At 63.1% G+C, this 22,232-nt stretch carries 24 protein-coding genes; 11 read left to right on the top strand and 13 right to left on the bottom strand.

The window, feature by feature from the left end:
• Window positions 1–3: 3 nt before the first annotated feature.
• On the bottom strand, window positions 4–5,748 hold the full coding sequence (locus IGS61_RS23205) for an alpha-2-macroglobulin family protein (RefSeq protein WP_230541766.1): 5,745 nt from the start codon (window positions 5,746–5,748) through the stop codon (window positions 4–6).
• Between the two features lie 467 nt (window positions 5,749–6,215).
• On the opposite strand from IGS61_RS23205, the gene IGS61_RS23210 reads away from it, so the two are divergent.
• Window positions 6,216–7,241 (top strand): OmpA family protein, encoded by a 1,026-nt coding sequence (locus IGS61_RS23210; protein WP_230541767.1) that lies wholly within the window; start codon window positions 6,216–6,218, stop codon window positions 7,239–7,241.
• Window positions 7,242–7,311: 70 nt separating this feature from the next.
• Window positions 7,312–8,259 carry a YihY/virulence factor BrkB family protein gene (locus tag IGS61_RS23215; protein WP_230541768.1) on the top strand — a complete coding sequence of 316 codons (948 nt, stop codon included), beginning with the start codon at window positions 7,312–7,314 and terminating at the stop codon, window positions 8,257–8,259.
• 60 nt (window positions 8,260–8,319) lie between these two features.
• On the opposite strand, the gene IGS61_RS23220 is transcribed toward IGS61_RS23215, so the two are convergent.
• From IGS61_RS23220 to IGS61_RS23230, 3 genes are all read right to left on the bottom strand, one after another.
• Window positions 8,320–9,516, bottom strand: a complete 1,197-nt coding sequence (locus IGS61_RS23220) for an AI-2E family transporter (RefSeq protein WP_442908094.1) — start codon at window positions 9,514–9,516, stop codon at window positions 8,320–8,322.
• A 72-nt stretch (window positions 9,517–9,588) separates the two neighbouring features.
• Entirely contained in the window at window positions 9,589–9,900 is a 312-nt protein-coding gene (locus IGS61_RS23225; RefSeq protein WP_070224920.1) for a BON domain-containing protein, read from the bottom strand.
• Window positions 9,901–9,982: 82 nt separating this feature from the next.
• A complete protein-coding gene (locus tag IGS61_RS23230) occupies window positions 9,983–10,540 on the bottom strand; it encodes a hypothetical protein (protein ID WP_230541769.1) in 558 nt (185 codons plus the stop codon).
• A gap of 265 nt (window positions 10,541–10,805) precedes the next feature.
• Between IGS61_RS23230 and IGS61_RS23235 the strand changes: the two genes are divergently transcribed.
• Genes IGS61_RS23235 through IGS61_RS23245 form a run of 3 tightly spaced genes read left to right on the top strand, consistent with a single transcriptional unit; the run spans window position 10,806 to window position 11,811 of the window.
• Window positions 10,806–11,252 carry a glycine zipper 2TM domain-containing protein gene (locus IGS61_RS23235; RefSeq protein ID WP_230541770.1) on the top strand — a complete coding sequence of 149 codons (447 nt, stop codon included), beginning with the start codon at window positions 10,806–10,808 and terminating at the stop codon, window positions 11,250–11,252.
• 59 nt (window positions 11,253–11,311) lie between these two features.
• Entirely contained in the window at window positions 11,312–11,464 is a 153-nt protein-coding gene (locus tag IGS61_RS23240; protein WP_010396415.1) for a DUF3309 family protein, read from the top strand.
• A gap of 44 nt (window positions 11,465–11,508) precedes the next feature.
• Window positions 11,509–11,811 (top strand): hypothetical protein, encoded by a 303-nt coding sequence (locus IGS61_RS23245; RefSeq protein ID WP_230541771.1) that lies wholly within the window; start codon window positions 11,509–11,511, stop codon window positions 11,809–11,811.
• 24 nt (window positions 11,812–11,835) lie between these two features.
• Here IGS61_RS23245 and IGS61_RS23250 read toward each other — a convergent pair whose 3' ends face one another.
• The 7 genes from IGS61_RS23250 to IGS61_RS23280 all read right to left on the bottom strand — a co-directional run bounded on the left by IGS61_RS23250 (window position 11,836) and on the right by IGS61_RS23280 (window position 16,231).
• A complete protein-coding gene (locus IGS61_RS23250; RefSeq protein ID WP_230541847.1) occupies window positions 11,836–12,990 on the bottom strand; it encodes a patatin-like phospholipase family protein in 1,155 nt (384 codons plus the stop codon).
• 160 nt (window positions 12,991–13,150) lie between these two features.
• Window positions 13,151–13,489, bottom strand: a complete 339-nt coding sequence (locus tag IGS61_RS23255; RefSeq protein WP_230541772.1) for a hypothetical protein — start codon at window positions 13,487–13,489, stop codon at window positions 13,151–13,153.
• A gap of 21 nt (window positions 13,490–13,510) precedes the next feature.
• On the bottom strand, window positions 13,511–13,897 hold the full coding sequence (locus IGS61_RS23260; protein WP_230541773.1) for a phage holin family protein: 387 nt from the start codon (window positions 13,895–13,897) through the stop codon (window positions 13,511–13,513).
• 17 nt (window positions 13,898–13,914) lie between these two features.
• Window positions 13,915–14,217 carry a DUF883 family protein gene (locus IGS61_RS23265; RefSeq protein ID WP_034758939.1) on the bottom strand — a complete coding sequence of 101 codons (303 nt, stop codon included), beginning with the start codon at window positions 14,215–14,217 and terminating at the stop codon, window positions 13,915–13,917.
• Between the two features lie 58 nt (window positions 14,218–14,275).
• A complete protein-coding gene (locus IGS61_RS23270; RefSeq protein ID WP_070224913.1) occupies window positions 14,276–14,812 on the bottom strand; it encodes a ferritin-like domain-containing protein in 537 nt (178 codons plus the stop codon).
• 89 nt (window positions 14,813–14,901) lie between these two features.
• A complete protein-coding gene (locus IGS61_RS23275; protein ID WP_230541774.1) occupies window positions 14,902–15,801 on the bottom strand; it encodes an OmpA family protein in 900 nt (299 codons plus the stop codon).
• A gap of 25 nt (window positions 15,802–15,826) precedes the next feature.
• Window positions 15,827–16,231, bottom strand: coding sequence for a DUF4398 domain-containing protein (locus IGS61_RS23280; RefSeq protein ID WP_077401548.1), 405 nt, complete (start codon window positions 16,229–16,231; stop codon window positions 15,827–15,829).
• 252 nt (window positions 16,232–16,483) lie between these two features.
• Between IGS61_RS23280 and IGS61_RS23285 the strand changes: the two genes are divergently transcribed.
• Together IGS61_RS23285 and IGS61_RS23290 are read left to right on the top strand one after the other, a co-directional pair.
• Entirely contained in the window at window positions 16,484–18,523 is a 2,040-nt protein-coding gene (locus IGS61_RS23285; RefSeq protein WP_230541775.1) for an AsmA family protein, read from the top strand.
• 180 nt (window positions 18,524–18,703) lie between these two features.
• Window positions 18,704–18,922, top strand: a complete 219-nt coding sequence (locus tag IGS61_RS23290; protein ID WP_010396384.1) for a glycine zipper 2TM domain-containing protein — start codon at window positions 18,704–18,706, stop codon at window positions 18,920–18,922.
• Between the two features lie 96 nt (window positions 18,923–19,018).
• Here IGS61_RS23290 and IGS61_RS23295 read toward each other — a convergent pair whose 3' ends face one another.
• On the bottom strand, window positions 19,019–19,795 hold the full coding sequence (locus tag IGS61_RS23295; protein ID WP_230541776.1) for a Crp/Fnr family transcriptional regulator: 777 nt from the start codon (window positions 19,793–19,795) through the stop codon (window positions 19,019–19,021).
• Between the two features lie 185 nt (window positions 19,796–19,980).
• Between IGS61_RS23295 and IGS61_RS23300 the strand changes: the two genes are divergently transcribed.
• Both IGS61_RS23300 and IGS61_RS23305 read left to right on the top strand, forming a co-directional pair.
• The gene (locus IGS61_RS23300; protein ID WP_230541777.1) at window positions 19,981–20,634 is read left to right on the top strand and encodes a glycine zipper 2TM domain-containing protein; all 654 of its coding nucleotides are present in this window, start codon (window positions 19,981–19,983) and stop codon (window positions 20,632–20,634) included.
• 168 nt (window positions 20,635–20,802) lie between these two features.
• Window positions 20,803–21,048, top strand: coding sequence for a hypothetical protein (locus tag IGS61_RS23305; protein WP_230541778.1), 246 nt, complete (start codon window positions 20,803–20,805; stop codon window positions 21,046–21,048).
• A 51-nt stretch (window positions 21,049–21,099) separates the two neighbouring features.
• Here the strand turns inward: IGS61_RS23305 and IGS61_RS27910 are convergent, their stop codons facing one another.
• Window positions 21,100–21,228, bottom strand: a complete 129-nt coding sequence (locus IGS61_RS27910) for a hypothetical protein (RefSeq protein WP_268994019.1) — start codon at window positions 21,226–21,228, stop codon at window positions 21,100–21,102.
• 3 nt (window positions 21,229–21,231) lie between these two features.
• Between IGS61_RS27910 and IGS61_RS23310 the strand changes: the two genes are divergently transcribed.
• Together IGS61_RS23310 and IGS61_RS23315 are read left to right on the top strand one after the other, a co-directional pair.
• Window positions 21,232–21,378 carry a lmo0937 family membrane protein gene (locus IGS61_RS23310; protein WP_010396376.1) on the top strand — a complete coding sequence of 49 codons (147 nt, stop codon included), beginning with the start codon at window positions 21,232–21,234 and terminating at the stop codon, window positions 21,376–21,378.
• Between the two features lie 201 nt (window positions 21,379–21,579).
• Window positions 21,580–22,215, top strand: coding sequence for an OmpA family protein (locus IGS61_RS23315; protein ID WP_442908098.1), 636 nt, complete (start codon window positions 21,580–21,582; stop codon window positions 22,213–22,215).
• Window positions 22,216–22,232 lie beyond the last annotated feature (17 nt).

Below are 22,232 nucleotides of genomic sequence, written 5' to 3' on the forward strand. Positions count from 1 at the left end.
GCTTCACTGGCCCACCTTGACATTCGCGTTCGGCGCTTCGCCAAACATCTCGGGCGAATACATGGCCTCGATGCGCGTGGCCGGCAGGCTGAAATCCCCGGCATTGTTCAGGCGCACCGTGTATTCCACGCTCCAGTTACCCTTCGGCACAAACGCGTAATAGGCGCGGAAGGCGTCGAACGCCCGTTCCTCGAACGTGGGCCAGACCCAGCCCGTGGATTTTTCACCGGCCGTCAGCAGCTGCGAATCGCGGCCCAGGCCATTGCCCAGCACGCTGGCGCTGGCCGGGATCGGGTCGTCGACCACCACCCAGCTCATATCCGCCTGCGCCGACAAGTCCAGGCGCACGCGGTAGACGTCGCCGCGCGACCAGGCGCCCGCCGTTTTCTGTTCCACGGGCGTAATGGTTTTCCTGATCGTGTAGCCGCTGGAGACGGGCGCCTTGAGCGGGATGGCCGCCAGGCTTTGCACGGTAGCCCACGGTTTACCGGTGCCGCTGTGCGCCAGGCCCAGGGTGTCCGTGCCCTTCGGCCACGCCTGCAGCACGGGTCCCACTTTCGCCGCGCCATTCCACACGAGCGCCTGCGTATCGCTGCCCAGCTTGACGGCGCTGGCGCCCGTCACTGGCGTGGACTCGAACTTGGCCGAGAATTTGGCAATCGCCAGGGTGCCCCAGGCGTTGGCCACCGTGGTATCCCAGCGGCCCTTCTTCTGGCGGCCCATGCTGCCGCGCACCAGGCGGCCGATATCGTCCTTCCACGCCGGGTTGTCCATCACGGCCAGTAATAAACGGTTGGCGTTGACGTCGCCGGAGACCATCAGCCACCACCAGTTATCCTTGCGCTCGGTGGAAAAGCCCATGGTCGTGCCCTGGAAATTCAGGCGCGAACGCAAAATCTGCTGCGTCTCGGCCAGCAGCGCATCGCGGCGCGCCAGGCTTGGCGTGCGTTGCAGTAACAAGCTCCAGTCGATGACGGCGGACGTCGGCCACAAATTCGGGCTGATGCTGATGCTCTCCAGCGCATCGGGCGGCACTTTATTCGAACGCGACAGCGCTTCCAGCGCAGCAAGCTTGCGCACGGCCAGGTCGGTCGTGGCCAGCGCGGAACGGCGCACGATCTTGCCCTGCACGAAGGCCGTCAAGGCTGCTTCCATGCGGTTCTTCGTCTGTTCCGGAATCGCGTAGCCCGCTTCCCTGGTGGCCGACAGCACGTAGGCCGTCAGGCTGTCGCTGCCCTGCTCCATGATGGGAAAGTATTTCAGCAAGCCGTCGCCATCGAGGTAGGCGGGCAGGCTGGCGGCCAGCCGGTTCCACGCCTCCTGGTCTTGCAGGGCGATGGCCTTCGACGTGTTTTGCTCGAAGCAGGTGTACGGGTAGGCGGCCATGTACTCGCGCACGCCGGGCAGCTCGCCGCCCAGCCTGGCGACAAAGCTCGTCTGCAGGCCGCCCCGGCCCGGCAAGGCGCCGGCCGGCATCTGCACGGACATATTGACGGGCTTGTCGATCTGCAGCAAGGTGGCTTGATACGTGCGCACGGGCGTGGCCTGGCCCACTTTTTGCGTGATTTTCAGTTTATCCGTATGGCTACCCGCCTTGGCGCTGATCTCCCACACGACAGTTTGCGCGCCGAGCGGCACCTGGTAATCCCAGCCCGTTTCGCGCGCTTCGCCCGCCGCCAGGGTCAAGCTCTGGCGCGGTAGCGCCTTGCCGGCCGCGCTGGCATTGAGTTCCACGCTCAGGGGGGCGGCCGAGGTGTTGCGCACAGTAAAGCCTGCGCGCAGCTGGTCGCCTTCGCGCACGAGGGTCGGCAAGCCCGACATCAAGATCAGGTCTTGCGAGCTGCGGATGTCCGTGCTGCCCGTGCCAAACAATTCCTTGCCCGCGCTGGCAATCGCAACGATGCGGAAGCCCGTCAAGGAATCGTTGAGCGGCACTTGCACGGTCGCTTCGCCCTTGGCGTCGAGCTTGACGGTGCCCTTCCAGAACAACAAAGTGTCGAACAGCTCGCGGCTGGCGCCCTTGCCGCCGCCCCCGCCGGCCGGGAAGGCCTTGCGGCCGAAATGGCGCTTGCCGATCACCTGCATCTGCGCCGTCGCCGTTTCCACCTGCAGGCTGCGCTGCGCCATCATGGTATCGAGCAACTTCCAGCTATCGTTGGGCATCAGTTCCAGCAAGCCCGTATCGACGGCCGCCAGCGCCACTTCGGCGCCCGCCGGCAGCGGCTTGCCGTCGGCGCGGCGCACGCGCACGGAGACTTCCGCCTTGTCGCGCGTTTTATAGACTTCCTTGTCGGACACGACCATGACATTCAGTTCATGCGCCTGCCAACCCACGTTCAGCGGCGCGATGCCCATCTTGTAGGCGGGCTTGCCCAGGTCGACCAGGGCCGTCGGCTGCACGCCATCCACCCTGCCCCGCACGACAAACACGGACACATACACATTCGGCGCGTAATTCGGTTTGACCGGGATGGTCACCACCGGTTCCCGGCCATTGAGCTGGCGCACATAGGTGTCGAGGATGCCTTCGCGCTCGACCGTGATCAGCGCCGTGCCCGAGCGGAACGGCATGCGCACCTGCAAGCTCGCCTCCTGACCCGGTTCATAGCGTTTCTTTTCAGGCAAGACGTCGATGCGGTCATTGTCGCTGGCGTTGAACCACCAGTCGCCGCTGCCGGCCACCCAGGTTTCGCGGTTGGCCACGGCCGCATTGCCGGACGCATCCTGCGTGCGGGCGCGAAGGATCAGATTGCCGCTGGCGGGCGCCTTCACGTCGCACATCAAGAGGCCCTTGCTGTCCGTCTTGCCCGAGCACGCCGGGCCCAGCTTGACGACTTCGCTGCTGTTTTCATACGCATAGAAGCCGCCGATCAGCCGCCGGCGGTGCGAATAGCTGTTGCGCTGGAAGAAATCGACGGCGACGGGCGCATTCGCCACGGGCTTGCCATTCGTGCCCAGCACGGCGACCGTGAACTTGAACGCATCCTTGCTCAGGGCCCAGGCGTCGGGCTTGATGCCGATCACATAGTTGGATGGCCACAGCGGCACGCGCGTGGCGACGGATGCCGTCTCGCCATTTGCATCCTGGAAAGCCATTTCCGCCACCAGGTCGCGCGGCACGGACAGTTGCGGCAGCTGGTCGATGACGATGCGCGCGCCGCCGGCCTTGTCCAGGCTCAAGCTTTGCGTGCGCGCGGCCGTCGCTCCGGCGCCGGAGGGGCCGCCACGGCCTTCGTCCTGCCACTCGCCTTCATCGTCGTCATAGCCCGTGCCCTGTTTCACCAGGCCTTCCTTCACGTCGCCATTGCTGAAGCTGAAATCAGGATAATCGGCAAACGTCACGCTCTTGTCTTGCAGCACCGTGCGCAGCTTGACGGGCGCATTCGTGGCGGCGCCGCCGGCCAGATACGTGATCTGCGCATCGAGGGCCACCTGCTTTGCCTGCACGGCGGGCGCTTTCGGCCCCTGCAGCACGGCTTTCATGGTCGGCACGCGGAAGGCTTCAACGCGGAAACTGCCGGAAGGACGGCCCGCCATGGTGACGCTGTACTCTCCCTGCTTGGCGTCGGCGGGAATGAGCCAGTCGCTTTCCGCCGTGCCGCTGGCGGACCAGCGCAGCGGCAACTGGTAATTCTGGTCGCTGCCCTGGTGCGTGATGACGATGGACGTGGCGCTGCCGGGGCCGTTGTTCTTGTCGACCAGGCTCATGCCCTCGCCCGTGTGCTTGCGTATAAAGTGCTTCATGTGCACGGTTTCGCCGGCGCGCAGCAAGGTGCGGTCGAATACGGTGGCCAGCAAGGTGTTGTCGGCGCGCGTGTCGTCCGTGGGCAGATTGAAACGCCAGGCTTCGATGCCGCCCACCCAGTCCGACAGGGTGAAGGTCATGTCGCCGCCGCTGCGCGCACTGATAAAGTAGCGGCCATTGTTCTTGCAGCTGGAAGCGGCCAGCTCGCCGGGGATGTGCGCCACGCCGTCCGCGCCCGTGGCGCCTTGCCACAGCAGCTTGCCGGCGCAGTCGCGCACGGCCACTTGCGCTTTCGCAACAGGCGCGCCCTTGTCCAGCGACGTCACCCACACGAGCGACGATTGCGCGCCATGCTTGAAGTGGGCCGCCAGGTTCGTCACCAGCGCGGCCGTGCGGATATACGCCGTCGTCGGTTTGCCCAGCAGCACCTTGCCCAGGATGGGACTGGCCAGCTCGACCACATAAAAGCCCGGCTTTAGCAGGGGGATGCCGATCACTTCAAAGGTTTTCTTGCCATCGGGACGCGGCAGGCTGATGGGGCGCGCGCCGGCGGCGTCGGCCAGCACGGATTTGCTCATGTTGCCCGCATACTGGGCGTACGGCTGCCAGTACTCGCCGCCGGCGCCATCGCCGGCCAGGCGCTGCATCCACTCGATGATGAACTTGTCGTCATTGTCGGGCACGCGCAAGGTGGCGCCCGTGGCGGCAGCGGATGGCTGGGCGACTTCCTTGCCTGACAGCACGGGCTCGATATTGCGCACGGTGACGGGCAGCAAGCCGTCGCCCTTCGCTTCGATGATGCCGAACGGGGCCGGGAACTTCAGCAGCGGCGGCTGTTCGCCCGTGCGCACCGTCATGGGGAAGCGCGCGCGGTTGAGCAAGGCGCGGCCCGCATCGTCTGTCAGCTTCGGCGGCAAGTTCAGCACGAAACTGGCTTGCACGGGGAAGGGGCCGTTGAAGGTGGCGCTATACAGGAACTCCGCCTTTTCTTCCTCTTTTGCAATCGTCGGCGCATACGTCTTGCCGCCGCCCTTCAGGGTCATGGCGCGCACCTGCGCCGCGCTCACGGGCGCGGAAAACTGCACGCGCATGGGCAGGAAGGGAATGCACTGCTCCTTCGGGTTGCTGCGCTCGCAGCTGAACTTGGCCGTGAAATCGGGCCGCGTCTTGTACTGCAGGGTTTGCGCCTTGTCCGTGGCGATGCCACTGGCGCTGGCAATGCCCTCGCCCCATACGAGCGACACCTTGGCGTTGGCCGGGAAGCTGCGCTTGCATTGCAGCACCGTGACGGGCAGCGGCGGCGCGCCCTTGCTGGCGACGGGCATGCCCACTTTCCACAGCGTGCCCCGCTTCTTGAAGTACACGGTCAGGTAGCGGTCGAGGAAGCTCTTGCGCAGGGTCAATACCTGCTCCAGTTCCTTGCCTTTGAGCAAGCGCACGGGAATCTTTTCATTGATGCCATCGGCGCGGCAATACGCGTTGGCGGCCACGCTGGCCTCGTTCGGCGCGGCGTCCAGGCCCAGCACGAAGATCTGGTTTTCATCGATATACGGCTGGCCGTCATACGGTACGGCCTCGACGATGGCCGGGCCGCCCGTGGAAAAGCGGTACGCCGCCGTGCCCTGCAAGGCCTGGCCCGCCAAGTCCTTCAGCCCTGGCTTCAAGGTGAAGCTGCAGGCCACGCCGGCCGGCAAGTCGCGCTCGAAATCGTAGTTCCAGTTGCGCTCATCTGCCCAGCGCCCCGCGCCCGCCACGACGCCAGGCTCGGCCTTGCCGCAATCGATGGCGAACGGCGCGGGCAAGCCCATGTCGCCGAACGGCACCATCGGCGTGGCGAACTGGGCCCGTACCTGGCGCACGGCCTTGACCGTGCCGCTCGGTGAAAACAAGGCTACGCCGCTATCGGCCCAGGCCGGCATAGCCAGGCCCAGCGACAACAGCAGACCCAGCGGGCCCAGCTTGCCAGACAGCGGGGAAGAAAAAATACGGGGACGATCATGCACGGGTAACTCCTTGATGAAAAGTGGCGGAGCTGGCTGCGGCGCGCAAAAGTTGCCCAATGGAATCTCGGCAAGGCAGCGCGGCAGGAATACAACAGTAATGTAATATTAGTTATCAAGCTCATCATTGTTGCTAATATACAGTGGCAAGCCAGCAGCAAGTCGTACGATTGCCTCTTGCGGCGACACCCGTCCGTTGGCGGTTGCCGCCAGTTTTTATCGAGGCAGATGAGTTTTTTTCAACAGCAAAGTATTTGTCGTGAATCTGCAACACCATTGATATACCGCAATGCTTTGTGCGCCAACGCACCGACCGGTTGAACGTGCAACCGTATTCTCTAGTCCAACAGCAGTGCATTTATCGCAAGAAAGCGCACCTGGAATTGTTGTCTATCTCTAGCAATAGCATGTCTGGCAGTTGTCGCATTGATGCAGTAGAGAAAATCTCTTATCAACGTTGGGAGTTACTTGTGAATAATCTAAAAAAAATCGCCGTTGCCGCCGCAGTACTGTGCTCCGCCCTCGGCGCACAGGCCCAGGAAATCAATCCTTCCTGGTACATTCAACCCAGCCTCAACGCACTCAAGCCAGATTCCGACTTCGCCACGGATAAAACCGGCTATGGCGCAGGCTTGCGTTTCGGCAAACCTGTTTCCCAGGACTGGGATATCCAGCTGGGCACCACGTATGCCCGCTCCAAGGATGGCCAACAGCGCTACCAGCAAAATACGCTGGGCGTAGACGGCCTGTACATGTTCTCGCGCAAAGCCTTCCGCCCCTTCCTGCTGGTCGGTGCCGGCATGCAGCGCGACAAGGACACCAGCTTTGCCTTCGGCGAACGCAGCAAGAGCTCGCCATACGCCAGCGTCGGTCTGGGCTTCCAGTCCACCATCAATGATCAATTGTCGTTCCAGGCTGACGTGCGCAATGTGCACGGTTTCCTGCGCGGCAATACCTTCGACCCGAGCAGCAAGTCGAACAACTACTACGTCACCGTGGGCCTGAACTTCGCGTTCGACAAACCGCCTGCACCGCCGCCACCACCGCCGCCGCCAGTGCGCGAGGAAGTCGTCGTGGTCGTGCCGCCACCACCACCGCCACCGCCGCCGGCACGCTTTGAAAAAGTGACGATGTCGGCAACGGAACTGTTCGCGTTCGACAGCGCCAAGCTGGGTCCGACACAGACCAAGCTCGACGAAATCGCCCGCGTGCTGAACGCAGCGCCGGACGTCAACAACGTCGTCATCAGCGGTTATGCCGACCGCATCGGTTCGCCCAAGTACAACCTGAAACTGTCGCAGCAGCGCGCTGACGCCGTCAAGGAATACCTGGTCGCCCATGGCGTCGCCGCCAACCGCCTGACGGCCGAAGGCAAAGGCTCCACCAATCCTGTCGTCACCTGCGATAACAAGAAACGTGCCGACCTGATCAAGTGCCTGGAACCGAACCGCCGCGTTGAAGTGGAACAGATCACCATCGAACGCCGCGTGCAGTAAGCTGAACGGTGGTACGCCACTTGTAAATAAAAAAAGGGGCTCGCGCCCCTTTTTTGCATTGAAAGCCATCATGAATTTTTCTACCCGCTATCCCAGGCTGGCCGGCCTGGCGCCGCTCAGCAAGCAGATGCGCAGCGTCATCGTCTGCTCCGTCACCGAATGGCTGGAACACCGCGCCTCGAGCAAGGGCGCGGCTCTCGCCTACTACACCTTGTTTTCCATCGCCCCCATCCTCGTGCTGGTGATCGCCATCGCCGGCTTTTTTTATGGCCCGGCCGCCGCGCGCGGCGAGCTGATGGGGCAACTGCAGGGTTTGCTGGGCACGCAGGGCGCCGAAGCCATCCAGCTGGTGCTGGCCGGCGCGAAGAACCATGAGCAAGGCCGCATCGCCACCCTCATCGCCAGCGCCCTGCTGCTGTTTGGCGCCACCAGCGTATTTGCGGAACTGAAGGCCAGCCTCGATGAAATCTGGCAAGTGCCGCCATTGAAAGAGGCGGGCGCCTGGGACATGCTGCGCACGCGTTTGCTGTCCTTCGGCCTCGTGCTGGTGCTGGCCTTTCTGCTGATGGTGTCGCTGGTGGTGAACGCGGCCATGGCCATCCTCGCCAACTTCTGGGAAGGCGTGTGGAAGGATACGGCCGTGCTGTTTACCATTTTGTCCAACCTGATCGGCTTTGCCGTCATCGCCAGCCTGTTTGCCGTCATCTATAAAATGCTGCCGCGCGTGCGCCTGTCCTGGCGCGACGTGCTGATCGGCGCCGTGGGCACGGCGTTCATGTTTTCACTGGGAAAATACGCGATTGGCGTGTACATCGGCAATAGCGGCGTGGCCAGCAGCTATGGCGCGGCCGGTTCGCTGGTGGCCCTGCTGCTGTGGGTGTATTACTCGGCGCAAATCTTCTTCCTGGGCGCCGAATTCACGCGCCAGTTCGCCCTGCAGCTGGGCAGCATGAAGGATATGCCGAAGACGGACGATGGCGACGTGCAAGTCAAGATATTGAAACGCCACCAGTCCTGAGCAGGCTGACGCATGTCAAAACGGCGCCCGCGGGCGCCGTTTTTCTTGCGCTGACGCAAACTATTCGCCCAGCAGCTCGGCCACCACTTCCATGCCCTGCACGCGCTCGGCCACGACCTTCACGATGACGATGATGGGCACGCCCAGCAGCAAGCCCCAGACGCCCCACAGCCAGCCCCAGAACAGCAGGCTGATGAAGACAGCCGTGGGATTCATGCGGGCGATGCGCCCCGTCATCCAGGTGGTCACAAAGGTACCCACCAGGGTGGCGATGGCCATCGACGTGCCCGTCACCAGCAAGACCATTTCCAGCGATTCGAACTGTAAAAAGGCGACCAGACCCGTGGCGATGGTGATGAGCAGCGGGCCGAAATACGGCATGATGTGCAGCAAGCCGGCCACGATGGCCCAGGCGCCCGCGTTTTCCAGGCCGATCACGCGCAGGGCGATCCACATCAGGACGGCCAGCAAGACATTCGTGACGAGCAGCATGAACATATAGTTCTGGATCGAGGTATTGATGTCTTCCAGGATGTGCACGGTGACCTTCTTGCGGCTCAGTGACGGCCCCGTCAGCTTGACGAGCTTGCGCTTGAAGGTGTCGCCCGACAGCAGCAGGAAAAACACGAGGAAGATGACCATGGTGGCCTGGCTGAGAAAGCCCACCAGGCCCAGCGAACCGGCCCAGACCCAGTCCATGATCTTGAAGTTGGGCGCCTCGGCGGCGGCGGCGCGGCGGTTGTTGCGGCGCGCTTCGGCGCCGGCGGCCACTTGCTCGATTTCATTGGCCACGGCCTGCATTTTCTGGAAGGTGCTGTTCTTGCCGCCCGTACTGGCGGCGATCAGCCGCGACAGTTTATGCGTGGCGGCCGGCAACTCTTCCACGATGGATTCGAATTCGCCCTGCACGCGCTCGACGACGACGATGGAGCCGAACAGGATCAGGGCCGTGACGGCCGTGGCGCCGATGGCGCGCGGCAGGCGCAGCTTTTCCAGCCAGGCGACGACGGGATTGAGGGTATAGGCAATGAAAATGCCGAAGATGACGGGAATGAGGAATTTCTGTGCCCACTGCAGCGCATAGATGAAGCTGACGGTGGCGATGATGCCCAGGGCCATGCCGCGCGCATGGACGTGCAGCGGCAAACGCAGGGATGCGTCTGGCTGCTCCACGGGCGCGCCGGGAGGTGGCCCGGCAGGCTCGGTGGAGGCAGCCGCCACCGGCTCGGGCGGGGTATCTGTAGGCTGGATATGCATGCGATTCCCGCGACGGTCGGTGGAGGGCCGCAGGGCCAGCCGTGGGGCTGGCCGCTGCGGCAGTTCATGCCATTACTTGACGCGGATGTCGTTTTTCACCGACTTCACGCCCTTGACGCCACGGGCAACTTCGCCCGCTTTGGCGGCATCGGCTGGCTGCGCAACGAAGCCGCTCAGCTGAACCACGCCCTTGAAGGTTTCAACGTTGATTTCCGTCGATTTCAGGGTCGGCTCATTGAAGATGCTGGCTTTTACCTTGGTGGTGATGGCCGCGTCGTCCAGGTACTCGCCCGTGCCTTCCTTGGTTGGGGTGGAAGCGCAACCTGCAACGGCGAACAGGGAAGCGACGAAAAGGCCAGTAGCGATCGATTTAGTGAATTTCATGGTGGTTTCCTTAGGAGTGGTCAATCAATGTGCTCACAATGAGCTTCTTATACCAGTGTGGTGACTGTGCGCCGGAGGGAGCTCAGTAGCCAAACTGGGTTTTTGCAGCCTTGATACAGTCATCCTTGGCTGCGCCGGCCAATGCATCGCATTTTTCTGTCGCGACCTTGTACTCGGCTTTTCTTTTTGCTTCACGCGCATCGCTGCGCGCTTCGATGACTTTCTTGTCCGCCTTGGCATCGGCCAGGGCCGCCACCTTGGTAGACTTGGCCAGCTTGACGCAGACATCCTTGTCGTTGCCCGTCAGCGCATTGCAGCGCGCCAGGTCGACGTCGTAGTTGCCATCGGCAATCTTGATGCGCGCCTTGGTGTAGGCACGCAGGGTATTCGTATATTGCGCCTGAGCAACTGCTTCATCATAGGCGCGCACGGCCTTCGCTTCGGCGATGCAGACGTCCTTCGGGTTGCCCGTGATTTTTTCGCATTCGGCGTGTGCCAGCTTGTAATTCAGGCCCGCCTGTTCATTGGCCGCCTTGTAGGCCGCTTTCGCTTCCGGCGTGGCAGCCACTGCCTGGCCGCCCCAGGCGGCGCACGCCAGGCTGACGACGATGGCGGTGAAAAGCTTGTTCTTGTTGTGCATGTATTTCTCCCTGGTGGTGACAAGCATGTCTGCTTGGCATGACTACCGTTTTACGTGGATCGCCGCCGCTCTTCTGTACGCTGCCGTACACAAGTAATTTATTTTGAAAGCGGAAGGCAGACAGGGAGAAATAACAACGTTTTGCCGGATAGCGCCAGCCAAAGATGTCATTTGAGCAGCAAATAGGTACGTGCGGCAGCGTACAGACCGGAGACACGGGCCTGACTAAGATGGCTCTACACCCTCACCTCGTCAGGAGAATAAAATGAAAACCAACGCCACCTTGGCTGCACTGATGCTCGCCGCCACCGCCGTACTCAGCGGTTGCGCCACCGGCCCTACCCAGTCACAACAGTATTACCCGGCCAACCAGCCTGAGTCCGCCATGTATGGCACTGTCGACTCCATCCAGATCGTGCAAGGCGGCGGACAGACCAGCGGCGCCGGCGCCGTGGTCGGCGGCATCGCCGGCGCCCTGCTGGGCAACACCATCGGCTCGGGCAGCGGCCGCACGGCCGCCACCGTGGCGGGCGCCGTCGCCGGCGGCGTGGTCGGCAACCAGGTGGAAGGCCGCAAGCAGCAAGCGCAGGCTTACCAGATCAGCGTACGCCTCGACAACGGCGAATACCGCACCGTGGTGCAGGACAACGCGAATGATTTGCGCCCGGGCAACCGCGTACGCGTCGTTGACGGCCGCGTCTACCGCTATTAATCCGCTGGCCGGGCTTGCCAGCAAGCCCGCGCCGGACCATGCACCAACAAGGAGATACCATGGGCACCATCATTCTGATCATCTTGATCCTGGCCCTGGTCGGCGTCCTGCCCACCTGGCCGCATAGCCGCAACTGGGGTTACGGCCCCAGCGGCATCGCCGGCCTGGTCGTAGTGATACTGATCCTGCTATTACTGACGGGCAGGTTGTAAAAAAAGGCGCTACGGCGCCTTTTTTATTTCAAGGAGGAAATATCATGACTATCCACAACACACTCTTGGCCACCCTGTTCGCTTGCAGCGTGGCACCATTGGCGCTGGCCCAGACGGCCACGCCGCAGCCGGGCGACCCGCAACGCTGGTATCAGGAAGACAGCACGGCGCAAGCCCAGCTGCGCACCCTGCGCAAGGAAATCAGCGCCGCCCTGGCCGAGGCCAAGAAAGCTTGTCGTCTGGAACCGTCCGCCGCGCGCGCCAGCTGCCTGAAGGAGGCGCAGGACACGTACCGGCAAGACATGGCGAATGCGGAAAAACTGCGCGAAGCGGCCCATCCGCAGTGATTTGCCGTTTCCGGCAAGGCCTGATCAGGCGGCGTCGCGTTCGTATGGCGGCAATTCGTGCACCACGAGCGGCGTGTCTTCCGTGACAAAGGCGAGCCAGCCGGCCGCCTTGATCGCGCGCAAGGCATCCTGGTAGCCCTGCTCCCAGCGCCACTCGATGGAGCCCTTGGAAAAGTTGATGTCCTTGGCCGCCATATGCCAGTCGCGCCCCGCGTACGGCAGGCGCACGATGTGCATGGTGCTGTCGCAGCCCAGCGCCGCCAGTTCTTCGGCCTGGCGGTGGCTGTGCGCGTCCTCGGGCAGGCGGGCGTACAGTTCCCGCAGCTTGTGCTGCAGGGTATGCGTGTTGACGTAATCCTCGATGTGGCGTTTCGAGCGCGACGCGAAGGTGACGTCCTTTTGCCGCGTCTGCACTTCATCGAGGGTCGTCGGTTCCGGCCCTTCCGAACTCCACAAATCGACCATGAAGACGAGCGTGTCGACGTGGGGCGTATCGTCGAGCACGGTTTCCAGCGGGGTGTTCGAGTACAGGCCGCCATCCCAATATAAATCGCCATCGATCCGCACACCGGCGAAGCCGGGCGGCAAGGCGCCGCTGGCGCGGATGTGGTCGGCCGTCAGCGCTTGCTGCTGGCTGTCGAAACTGGTGAGGCTGCCGCATTTGACGCGCAGGGCGTTGACCGTCAGGCGCATGCCGCCCGGCTGGTTCAGGTAATCGAAATCGACCAGTTCACCGAGCGTGCTGGCCAGCTCGCCCGTATCGTAGAAGCTCGCTTCTTCCGGCTTGACGGCAATTCCGGCGGGAAACAGGCTGAATGCGCGCGGCTTGAAGAAGCCGGGCACGCCGCGCAGCACCGTATCGAGCGTGGCCAGCCAGATGTTCGAGCGGCGTTGCTGGTCAGAAACAAGGTTCATGTCGATGCTGTCGCGGTGCGCCACGCGCTGCCAGAACTGTTTTAGGCGCACGAGGCGGTCTTCGTGCTTGTTGCCTGCCAGAATGGCGGCATTGATGGCGCCGATCGAGGTACCCACCACCCAGTCGGGCGCCAGGCCATGTTCGTGCAAGGCGTGGTAGACGCCGGCCTGATAGGCGCCCAGTGCGCCGCCGCCTTGCAGCACCAGCACGATGCGCAGGCGCGAAGGATTTAACTGATTGATCGGTGTCTTCGCATTCGTCATCAAGATGGCCCCTCTGTCCGCCGCGCGGAATGCGGCGTGAATCATTGTAAGGGATTGTGCGCGCTTTAAGGGATTGTGCGCGCTTGCGCGTGCGCGCGTCGGACGTTGCGTACAGGCAAAAAAAACGCCGTCGATGACGGCGTTCCTGTGCGGCTGGCGTTCAGCGCTTGCGGCGCAGCCAGCTGGCGGCCGCGGCGGCCACGGCCACGAGGACCAGGGCCGGCTTCACCAGCTTCTTGCGTCCGATAAACGATAGCGCCGTCAGCACATAGGGCATGGCACCTTGCAAACGCATGCCGCCCGGTGCCAGCAGGGATTCGACGCGGTGGCCGGCAAAGCCGACCGCCGTTTCGACCACGCCCTGCAGCATCGATTCGGGACGCAAGGCATAGCCCACGTTGGCGCGCGCATGCACGATGCCCACGCGATACATCTCGCCCTGGGCGATCAGCAGGCGCTTGCGGGCGGCTTGCGCCGCCAGTTTGTCGTTTTCCGACATGAATTCTCCTCGTAGGGCAGCTTACATCAGCATGTCGCGGTCGGCCTTCAATTCCGCCATGGTGGCGGGCATGGACAGCCGTCCTTGACGCAGCATGGCGCGCGCATACATGACCAGGCCGATGGCCAGCAGTACGAACACGACCGTCATGATCGCCAGGATCTTCCAGCCCAGGCTATCCCAGGCCAGGAAGACGATCAGCACGCTGCCGTAAGCGATGGCAAACAAGCCTGCCACCGTCGCCAGCGCGAAAATGACAATCAGCTGCAACACGTGATTGCGCACTTCCGACAGTTCGATGGTGGCCAGTTCCAGCCGCGACAACATCAGTCCGACGGCGTTCTTGGCCAGGCCGGCAACCGAACCGATCAATCCCGGCCCCTGGTGAGACGAAGCAGACTTGTCCATATCGCTCCTGAGTGGGATTACTTGCGGCCCAGGATGAAGCCGACCAGCACGCCGACGCCAGCGGCGACGGCCACCGTGCGCCATGGGTTTTCCTTGACATAACCGTCTGCCTGGGCAGCCATCTGCTTGGTGGCGACGATGGCCGACGCTTGCGCTTCGTGTGCCTTGGCCAGGGCGGCGTCCAGGGTTTTCATGCCCTTGATGCGCACTTCGTCGGCTTTTTCGCCCGTCAGGGCGGCAGCGGCGCTGAACAGGGCTTGCGCATCCTTGACCAGGGTTTTGACATCGTTATTGACGGTGGTGATATTGTTTTCCAACATGGTTTAGCTCCTTAGCTGTGGATGAATGTAGTTACTATACCTACTTTACTCAAAAACACTATTCCATTAGATCGCGCATATCATCGGCGTGCTCTTCCTCGACAGCCATGATTTTGATCAACAAATGGCGTGTCGTCGGGTCTTTGTCGCCAATTTTCACGATCATCTGGCGATACGACTCGATCGCTACCCGTTCCGCGATCAGATTGGCACGCACCATGCTTTGCACGTCTTCGGAGTCATCATACTCGGCATGGCTGCGCGCAAGCAATGTTGCAGGATTAAAATCTGGCTTGCCATTCAATTGCACGATGCGTTCGGCCAGCCAGTCGGCGTGCTCCTGCTCCTGTTGCGCATGCTCAAGGAACTCGGCCTTGATGGTGCCATTGTCGCGCCCGCTCACGGTGTAGTAATGGCGTTTATAGCGCGCAATACACACCAGTTCGGTGGCCAGCGCCCCATTCAACAGGGTGATCAACTCCTGGCGGTCGCCCTGGTAGCCGGCCGTCACGGCGCCGTCGTCCAGGTTTTTGGCGGCCGCGCGGATGGCGGCCGTATCGATGCCAGCTGGAATCTCAACAGATGTTTGGGTCATGATGCTTCCTTTCAAGTATTGCATGGGTATCCACCGGCCAGCATTCGGCAGGTGCTGCCTTTCTACTGCCGCGCCAGGCGGCGCAGCTCTTAACGGCGGGCAGGAATGGCCGTATTGTCTTCCGACAGAACAATCTCCACACGGCGATTCAGCTGGCGGTTCGCCGCCGTATCGTTGCCGGCGGCCGGATAGGCAGCGCCATAGCCTTTCGTGGCGATGCGGTCGCGGCTGATGCCTTGCTCCAGCAGCGCATTGCGCACGGATTCGGCACGGCGTTGCGACAGTTCCAGGTTGTGCGCGGATCCGCCCGTGCTATCCGTGAAGCCTTCGATCAGCACGGTGCGCTGCGGGTTGTTTTTCAGCACGTCGGCCAGCTTGCGCGCCGTATTCGCGCCATCGGCCGTCAGGTTCGCCTTGTCCGTGCCGAACAGCACGTCGCCCAGGGTAATGACCATGCCCCGTTCCGTTTTCTTGGCGGCCAGGTCGGCCAGCTGCGCTTCGAGTCCGGCGGCGCGGGCTTGCGCATCGCGGGCCGACGCTTCGGCCGCTTGCGCCTGAGCCTTGGCCGCTTCCGCATCGGCTTGCGCCGACTGGGCGCGGGCCGTGGCCTGGTCAGCCTGCTGCGTGCGGGCATCGAGGCGCAACTGGTCGCGCTGCTTGCCGGCGTTCGCGATATCGGCTTCGGCGGCTTTCTGCTTGGCGACTTCTTGCGCCGTGGCTATCTTTTGCTTGGCCAGGTAGGCCAGCTTATCGACTTTTTCGCTGTCATCCTGGCGCGTGGCGGCAGCGTTGGCCGCTTCCAGTGCAGCGCTCGCTTCGCGGAATTCGCGTGGCGCATAGGTCGACACCAGCGGGTTCGATTGCGCCGCCATGTAGTCGCCGCGCGTCTGGTCGAGCAGGCTGGTGGTAGTCGGTGCGGAGCTGCAAGCGGCAACGAGGGCGGCCATGGCCAGCAGGCCGGGAATGGTGGTGTAGGTAGCTTTTTTCATGATGGAATCCTGTTCTTCTTGTTAGTTATTGTTTCGGGGCTTGCTGGTTGGCACGGTCGAGTTCTTCGCGCATGACGCGGATGTTCTCGTTGATTTCATCGGCGGCGCTAGTGGCCTTGGCCGAGTTGGCCTTGCTTTGCGCCAGCTTGGCATCGGCTTGCGCCTGGTCGGCCAGGTCGCGCGCCAGCTTGTAGTCGCGGTCTTTCAGGGCTTGGTTGGCCATGCGCATTTTTTCGCGGGCCGAACGCATTTCATCGGGTGCCAGGTCGGCAGCGCCGGCGCTGGCAGCGTTATCGACTGCGGCGCGCGACACGGCGACGTCGGCCGTGGCCGGCGTTTTCAGGCTGGAACAGCCCGTCATCAGGACAACGGCGGTGAGGCAGGCGGCCAGAGCGGTCATGGGGGTGTTGATGAAATCTCGGTTTGTCATTTTTCTTCTCCTGGAGAATGTGATTGATGTGTAACAGGTGGAACGAATCAGGAACTGCGTTTGATGTATGACGTTATAGGCCCCGGCTCCCCGCATATCCGTTCGGTGCCGCACATAGAGTAGGAAATCGACAATACTTGCATCGGCAACGTGCGCCAGCGCACGCGCCGGGCCGCAAAAGCGAGAAACGGGCCCGGCTTGACAGCGATTCCTGTAGCATCGTGAATACTTGTCCAGAAAGAATCGTCGCCCATGCAACTGTCTCGCCGCCAGAAAATCGCCCTCGCCAGCACCGCCGTGCTCGTCGCCCTGCCCGTCACGGCGTCCATCGTCCTGCTGAACATGGACTGGAACCGCGCCAAGCCCTGGCTCAATGCGCGCGCCAGCGAAGCGCTGGGACGGCTGTTTGCCATCGAGGGCGACCTGGCGCTGACATGGCAGCAGCCAGGCAAGGCAGCAGGGAAAAAAACCTGGCGCGACTATCTGCCCTGGCCGCACCTGCAGGCCAAGGACGTGCGCCTGGGCAACCCGAGCACCATGGCCGGGACGGATGGCCAGGCGCAACTGGCCAGCGTGGGACAGCTGGCGTTCTCGCTCAATCCCCTGGCCTTGTTGGAGAAGAAGATCATCATCCCGCAATTGCGCTTCGACACGCCGCAGGTGCGCTTGCTGCGCAGCAAGGATGGCAAGAACAACTGGACCTTCGACAAGCAGGAACAGCCGTCGCCATGGCAGCTGGAGCTGCAAAGCGTGGTCTTCAGCAAGGGCAGCGTGACCTTGGACGACGGCGTCAGCAAAACGGCGATGCGCGCCGACGTCGACACCATCGCCGGCGATACCCGCTATGGCATCGCCTGGAAACTGTCCGGCACCTACCGCGGCGAAAGCGTCCAGGGCGGCGGCAAGGCGGGCGGCGTGCTGTCGCTGCAGCAGCAAGGCACGCCCTTCCCCATCCAGGCCGACATGCGCGCGGGCGGCAGCAGCGTAGCCATCGAAGGCACGCTGACGCGCCCCGCCGACCTGGCGGCGCTGGACGTGCGCCTGAAACTGTCCGGCCCCAGCATGGCCCGGCTGTATCCCTTGACGGGCGTGCTGCTGCCGGAAACGCCGCACTTCAGCACGGAGGGCCATTTGACGGGCACCCTGGCGCCGCGCGGCGGCGAATGGGTGTACGACAAGTTCAGCGGGAAGGTGGGGTCGAGCGACATCAGTGGCAAGCTGGCCTTTTCCGCCAGCACGCCGCGCAAGCGCCTGACGGGCGACGTCCACTCGCGCCTGCTGCAATTTTCCGACCTGGGTCCGCTGGTGGGCGCCGATTCCAGCGCCAGCAAGAAGGAACGGGGCGTGCCGTCGACGCAGCCGGCCGGCCGGGTCTTGCCGGTGGAAACCTTCAAGACGGAGCGCTGGACCAGCCTGGACGCCGACGTGCGCTATACGGCCGACAAGATCACGCGCGACGCCGAGTTGCCGATCAGCAAGCTCGACACGCACGTGGTGCTGACGGACGGCGTGCTGTCATTGACGCCGCTCAACTTCAACGTGGCGGGCGGCACCCTGACGTCGCAAATCAAGCTCGACGGCAGCGGCAAGGTCATCGCCAACGGCATCGCGGCCGAACTCAAGGCCAGCGCTCGCCATCTGCACTTCCAGCAACTGTTTCCCCGCTTGCCGGCCCTGCAAGCGAGCGTGGGCGAGATCAATGGCGACGCTTCGCTGTCGGCCACGGGCAATTCCGTCGCCAGCCTGCTGGGCAGCTCGAACGGCGAAGTGCGCGCGCTGATCAACCGGGGCAGCATCAGCAAGCTGCTGCTGGAAGAAATGGGCTTGAATATCGGCAGTGTCGTGCTGGCCAAGCTGGCTGGCGACAAGCAGGTCAAGCTCAATTGCATGGCCGCCGACTTCACCGTCACCAAGGGATTGATGCGCACGCGCCAGTTCATCGTCGACACGGATGACGCCATCCTGCATATCGACGGCACGGTGAACCTGGCCGATGAACGGCTGGACCTGACCCTGCGGCCCGACAGCAAAGGCTTGCGCATCTTTTCGCTGCGCTCGCCCCTGTATGTGCACGGCACCTTCAGCAAGCCCGACGTGAGCGTCGACAAGGGCGTGCTGGCCCTGCGCGCCGGCGGCGCCCTGGCGCTGGCCGTGGTGGCGCCCGTGGCGGCGCTGCTGCCGCTGGTCAATACCGGCCCCGTCGAGGACAGCGAATGCGCGGCCCTGCTGGCCCAGGCGCGCGTGAAACCGGTGGCGCCGAAACCGGGCAAGGCGCCGCGCAAAAACCGTTGAGAAATACGCAGCCGTGCACGATTACAATTGTTACACCCCTATGTGCGTTGCCGAACAGACCCTGCCTTGTCACAATCCTATTCTGTGATCGTGCCTGAAACACCCAAGACGTGGCGATACGAAGTCCCCCGGCCCATACCATGCCGGCGCCACGAGGTCCGAATTCATAGGAGAACTATCATGCAAATCATTAAAAAAATCGCCGCTACCACTTCCGTTGCCGCCCTGCTGCTGAGCCTGACCGCTTGCGCCAACATGTCCGGCCAGGATAAGAACACGGCCATCGGCGCTGGTATCGGCGCCGTTGCCGGCTCCGTGCTGACGGGCGGCAGCGCCGTCGGCGCAGTCGGCGGCGCCGCCGTCGGCGGCGTGATCGGCAACCAGGTCAAGCCGAAGTAATCGGCCATCCGAAAAGCGGGGTGGGCGCCCAGGCGCCTGCCCCGCTTTTTTGCGTCCGGCTTCCGTTGACGACATTGAAAAGTTATTCTGAGGAAATTAGACGAAGACGTTGGCCATGCCGATGGCGCCGCTATCCTTGACCAGCTCGTAGCAGCGGCAAGACACGGCTTCCAGGCCGGCCGAATCGAGGATCTCGATATTGCCGCGGCTGTAGGTGATGAGTTTTTGCTGTTGCAGCGCGCTGGCCGCCTTGGTCACGCCGACGCGCCGCACGCCCAGGGTATGGGCGAGGAATTCATGGGTCAGGTGAAATTTTTCGGATTGCAGGCGGTCGCGCGTGATCAGCAGCGAACGGGCCAGGCGCGCCTCGAGCACGTGGAAACGGCTGCACACAGCGATCTGGATGGCTTGCGCCAGCAAGGTGTCCGTGTAGCGGTACAGCAGGCGCTGCAGGGAATCGAGCTGGGCGAACTCGGCGCAGAAATCGGCCCGCGCGATGCGGCTGGCCGTGCCGGAACGTTGCACCACGGCACGCACTTGCGCCAGATCATGGCCCAGCGCGACGGAAGCGCCCAGCACGCCTTCGCGGCCGACGGAGCCCACTTCCAGGGTCATCCGGCCTTCCGCCACGGCCAGCAGCGAGATCAGGCAATCGCCTGGGAAATAAATGTGGCCGATAGGCTGGCCCGGTTCGTACAGCACCTCGCCCACCTCGACCGTGACGGTATGGAACAGCGCCGTCAGGTGCCGCAAGTCGTGCTCGGGCAGGCTGGCCAGCAAGCGGTTGCCTGCGTCAAGCGCGCCCGCAGGCGTGCCCAGGCCGGATCGGCCTGCGTCGCGGGACAGGGTCATGCTGGCAGTCGTTGGTGGCATTGCTTTTCCTTGGTGTCGTTACAACTCGACATAATTTTTACCTAGCCTACGGTGCCGTACCACCCCTGTATGTACGGTGACGCACGGAAGCGGGGCAAGCGGCGCAGCACACTGGCAATACACGCGAATCGCACGGATAACACGCACTACCCATTTCATTATTTATAAAAACCAAGGAGCTTTCCATGACCACCACCACCAAATCCCTCCATCCGCTGGTACTTGCCGCCGCCGTCGCCGTCCTGCTGTTTTGCGGCGTGGGCACGGCAGCCCTGATGGGCTGGCTGCCTTCGTCCCAGGGAGATAGCCAGCCCCTGGCGGCCAGCACCTCGGCCGAGCAAATGGCCAACCTGCAGGCAAACCAGCCGCCAGCGAACTTGCAACCGGCCGGCGCGCAGCCGCTGGCCGCCCTGCCGCCACAGCAGCAGCCCGTGCGCCAGCCGCAGCCGCAGCAGCCACCACCGCAGCAATACGCGGCGGCCCCGGCCCCGGCACCGCAGGTGTGCAGCAATTGCGGCGTGGTCGAAGCCATCCATGAAGTCAATACGCGCGCCGAAGGCAGCGGCGTGGGCGCGGCCGGCGGCGCCGTCGTCGGCGGCTTGCTGGGCAACCAGGTGGGCGGCGGCCATGGCAAGCAACTGGCCACCGTGCTGGGCGCCGTCGGCGGCGCCGTGGCCGGCAACCAGATCGAAGGCAGCGTGCGCGCCACGCGCAGCTACAACATCGTCGTGCGCCTCGATAACGGCAAGACGCGCACCGTGCACCAGAGCGCCGCGCCGAACTGGCGCCAGGGCGACCGCGTGCGCGTCGTCAACGGCGGCTTGCGCGCCATCGGCTAAGAGAAGCGCGGCGGCGCCGCTGCCGCGATGCGTGGCAAATCCAACACACGCCCGGCCTGTCCGGGCGTTTTCTTTTTGATAATGTTCGTTGGCGTACAGATGAGTTTGCCGTGACGCGAGATGATGCATTCAGGAAAGTTCAACGGATATTCCCCTCAAGGAGCGGCGATGCAAAACGACAAGACAGGCAGCAACAGGATCTGGCTGGGTTTTATCGGCGGCGGCATCCTGGCCACCGCGCTGGGCTTCTGCGCGCTGGACCTGGCGCCAGCGCAAGCGAGCGCCCCCGTGTTCGGCGTGATGCTGCTGCTCACCGGCGGCATGCTCAGCTGCCTGGCGGGCGCCGTCGGCATGGCCGGCATGCTGGCGTGGCTGCCGGGCATGGCCGACGAACATGCCGACCGGCCCCGATAGTTGAGACTTGTGTACGACAGCGTACAGAACGCAAGGGAAACAAAGTAGACACTAAGTCATGGCATCAGCGTTCAGCGAACCAATCGCCGCGCAATGACAAGAACCGATGACGGCGCCATGCGCCAGCGCCTTCCAGGCCTGGGCCGCCGCCGTCATCCACACATTACTCTCGGAGGACATATCATGTTGTATACAATCGCCGTCGTACTCATTATTCTTTGGCTGCTGGGCCTGGTAACTTCCTATACCATTGGCGGCTTCATCCACATTCTGCTGGTAGTCGCCGTGATCATGGTCCTGCTGCGCCTGATCAGCGGGCGCGGTTTATAGAGGCCTGTTTACTGGCCAGACAAGGCGGCGCGCGTGCAAACGGGCGCCGCTTTTTTTGCATACGGTGTGCGTGCTGGCAAGCAGCGCCATTTTGCAGTAACGTGTGCAGGTAATTCCTGGGTATGTCCCAATAACAAAACAAGGAGAAAATCCATGAAAGTAGCATTCAAAAAAGGCCCTGGCGCCAAATCCCTGATCGGCATGCTGGTGATCGCGCTGGCCGCCACCGGCTGCGCGGATATGTCCTCGACGCAACGTGGCACGGCCACGGGCGCGGGCATCGGCGCAGGCCTGGGCGCCCTGATCGGCGGCACCACCGGTGGCGGCAGCAGCGGCCGCACGGCCGGCGGCGCCCTGATCGGTGCCGCAGCTGGCGCCGTGGTCGGCAATATCTGGTCGAACCGCATGGAAAACCAGAAGCGCGCCATGGAGCAAGCCACGCAGGGTACGGGCGTGCAAGTGTCGCAGACGTCCGATAACCGCCTGAAAATGGAAATCCCGAGCGACATTTCCTTCGATACCAACCGCGCCGACATCAAGGGCAACTTCCGCCCGATTCTCGACCGCTTTGCCGCCACCCTGAATGAAAACCCGAACACGACGGTCAGCATCATCGGCCACACGGACAGCACGGGCAGCGATTCCATCAATGAACCGCTGTCGGTGGAACGCGCCGCCCACACGCGCGACTACCTGGCCATGCGCGGCGTCTCGCCGACGCGCGTCGTCACCGAAGGCCGCGGCGCCCGCGAGCCGATCGCCTCGAATGCGGATGCATCGGGACGCGCACGCAATCGCCGCGTGGAAATTTACGTCGCGGAATTAGCGCCGCGCTAAGTTGACTCGCATCAATA

The sequence above is a fragment of the Janthinobacterium sp. FW305-129 genome (genome assembly GCF_020858115.1).
In the GTDB taxonomy this organism is placed as follows: Bacteria; Pseudomonadota; Gammaproteobacteria; order Burkholderiales; family Burkholderiaceae_D; genus Janthinobacterium.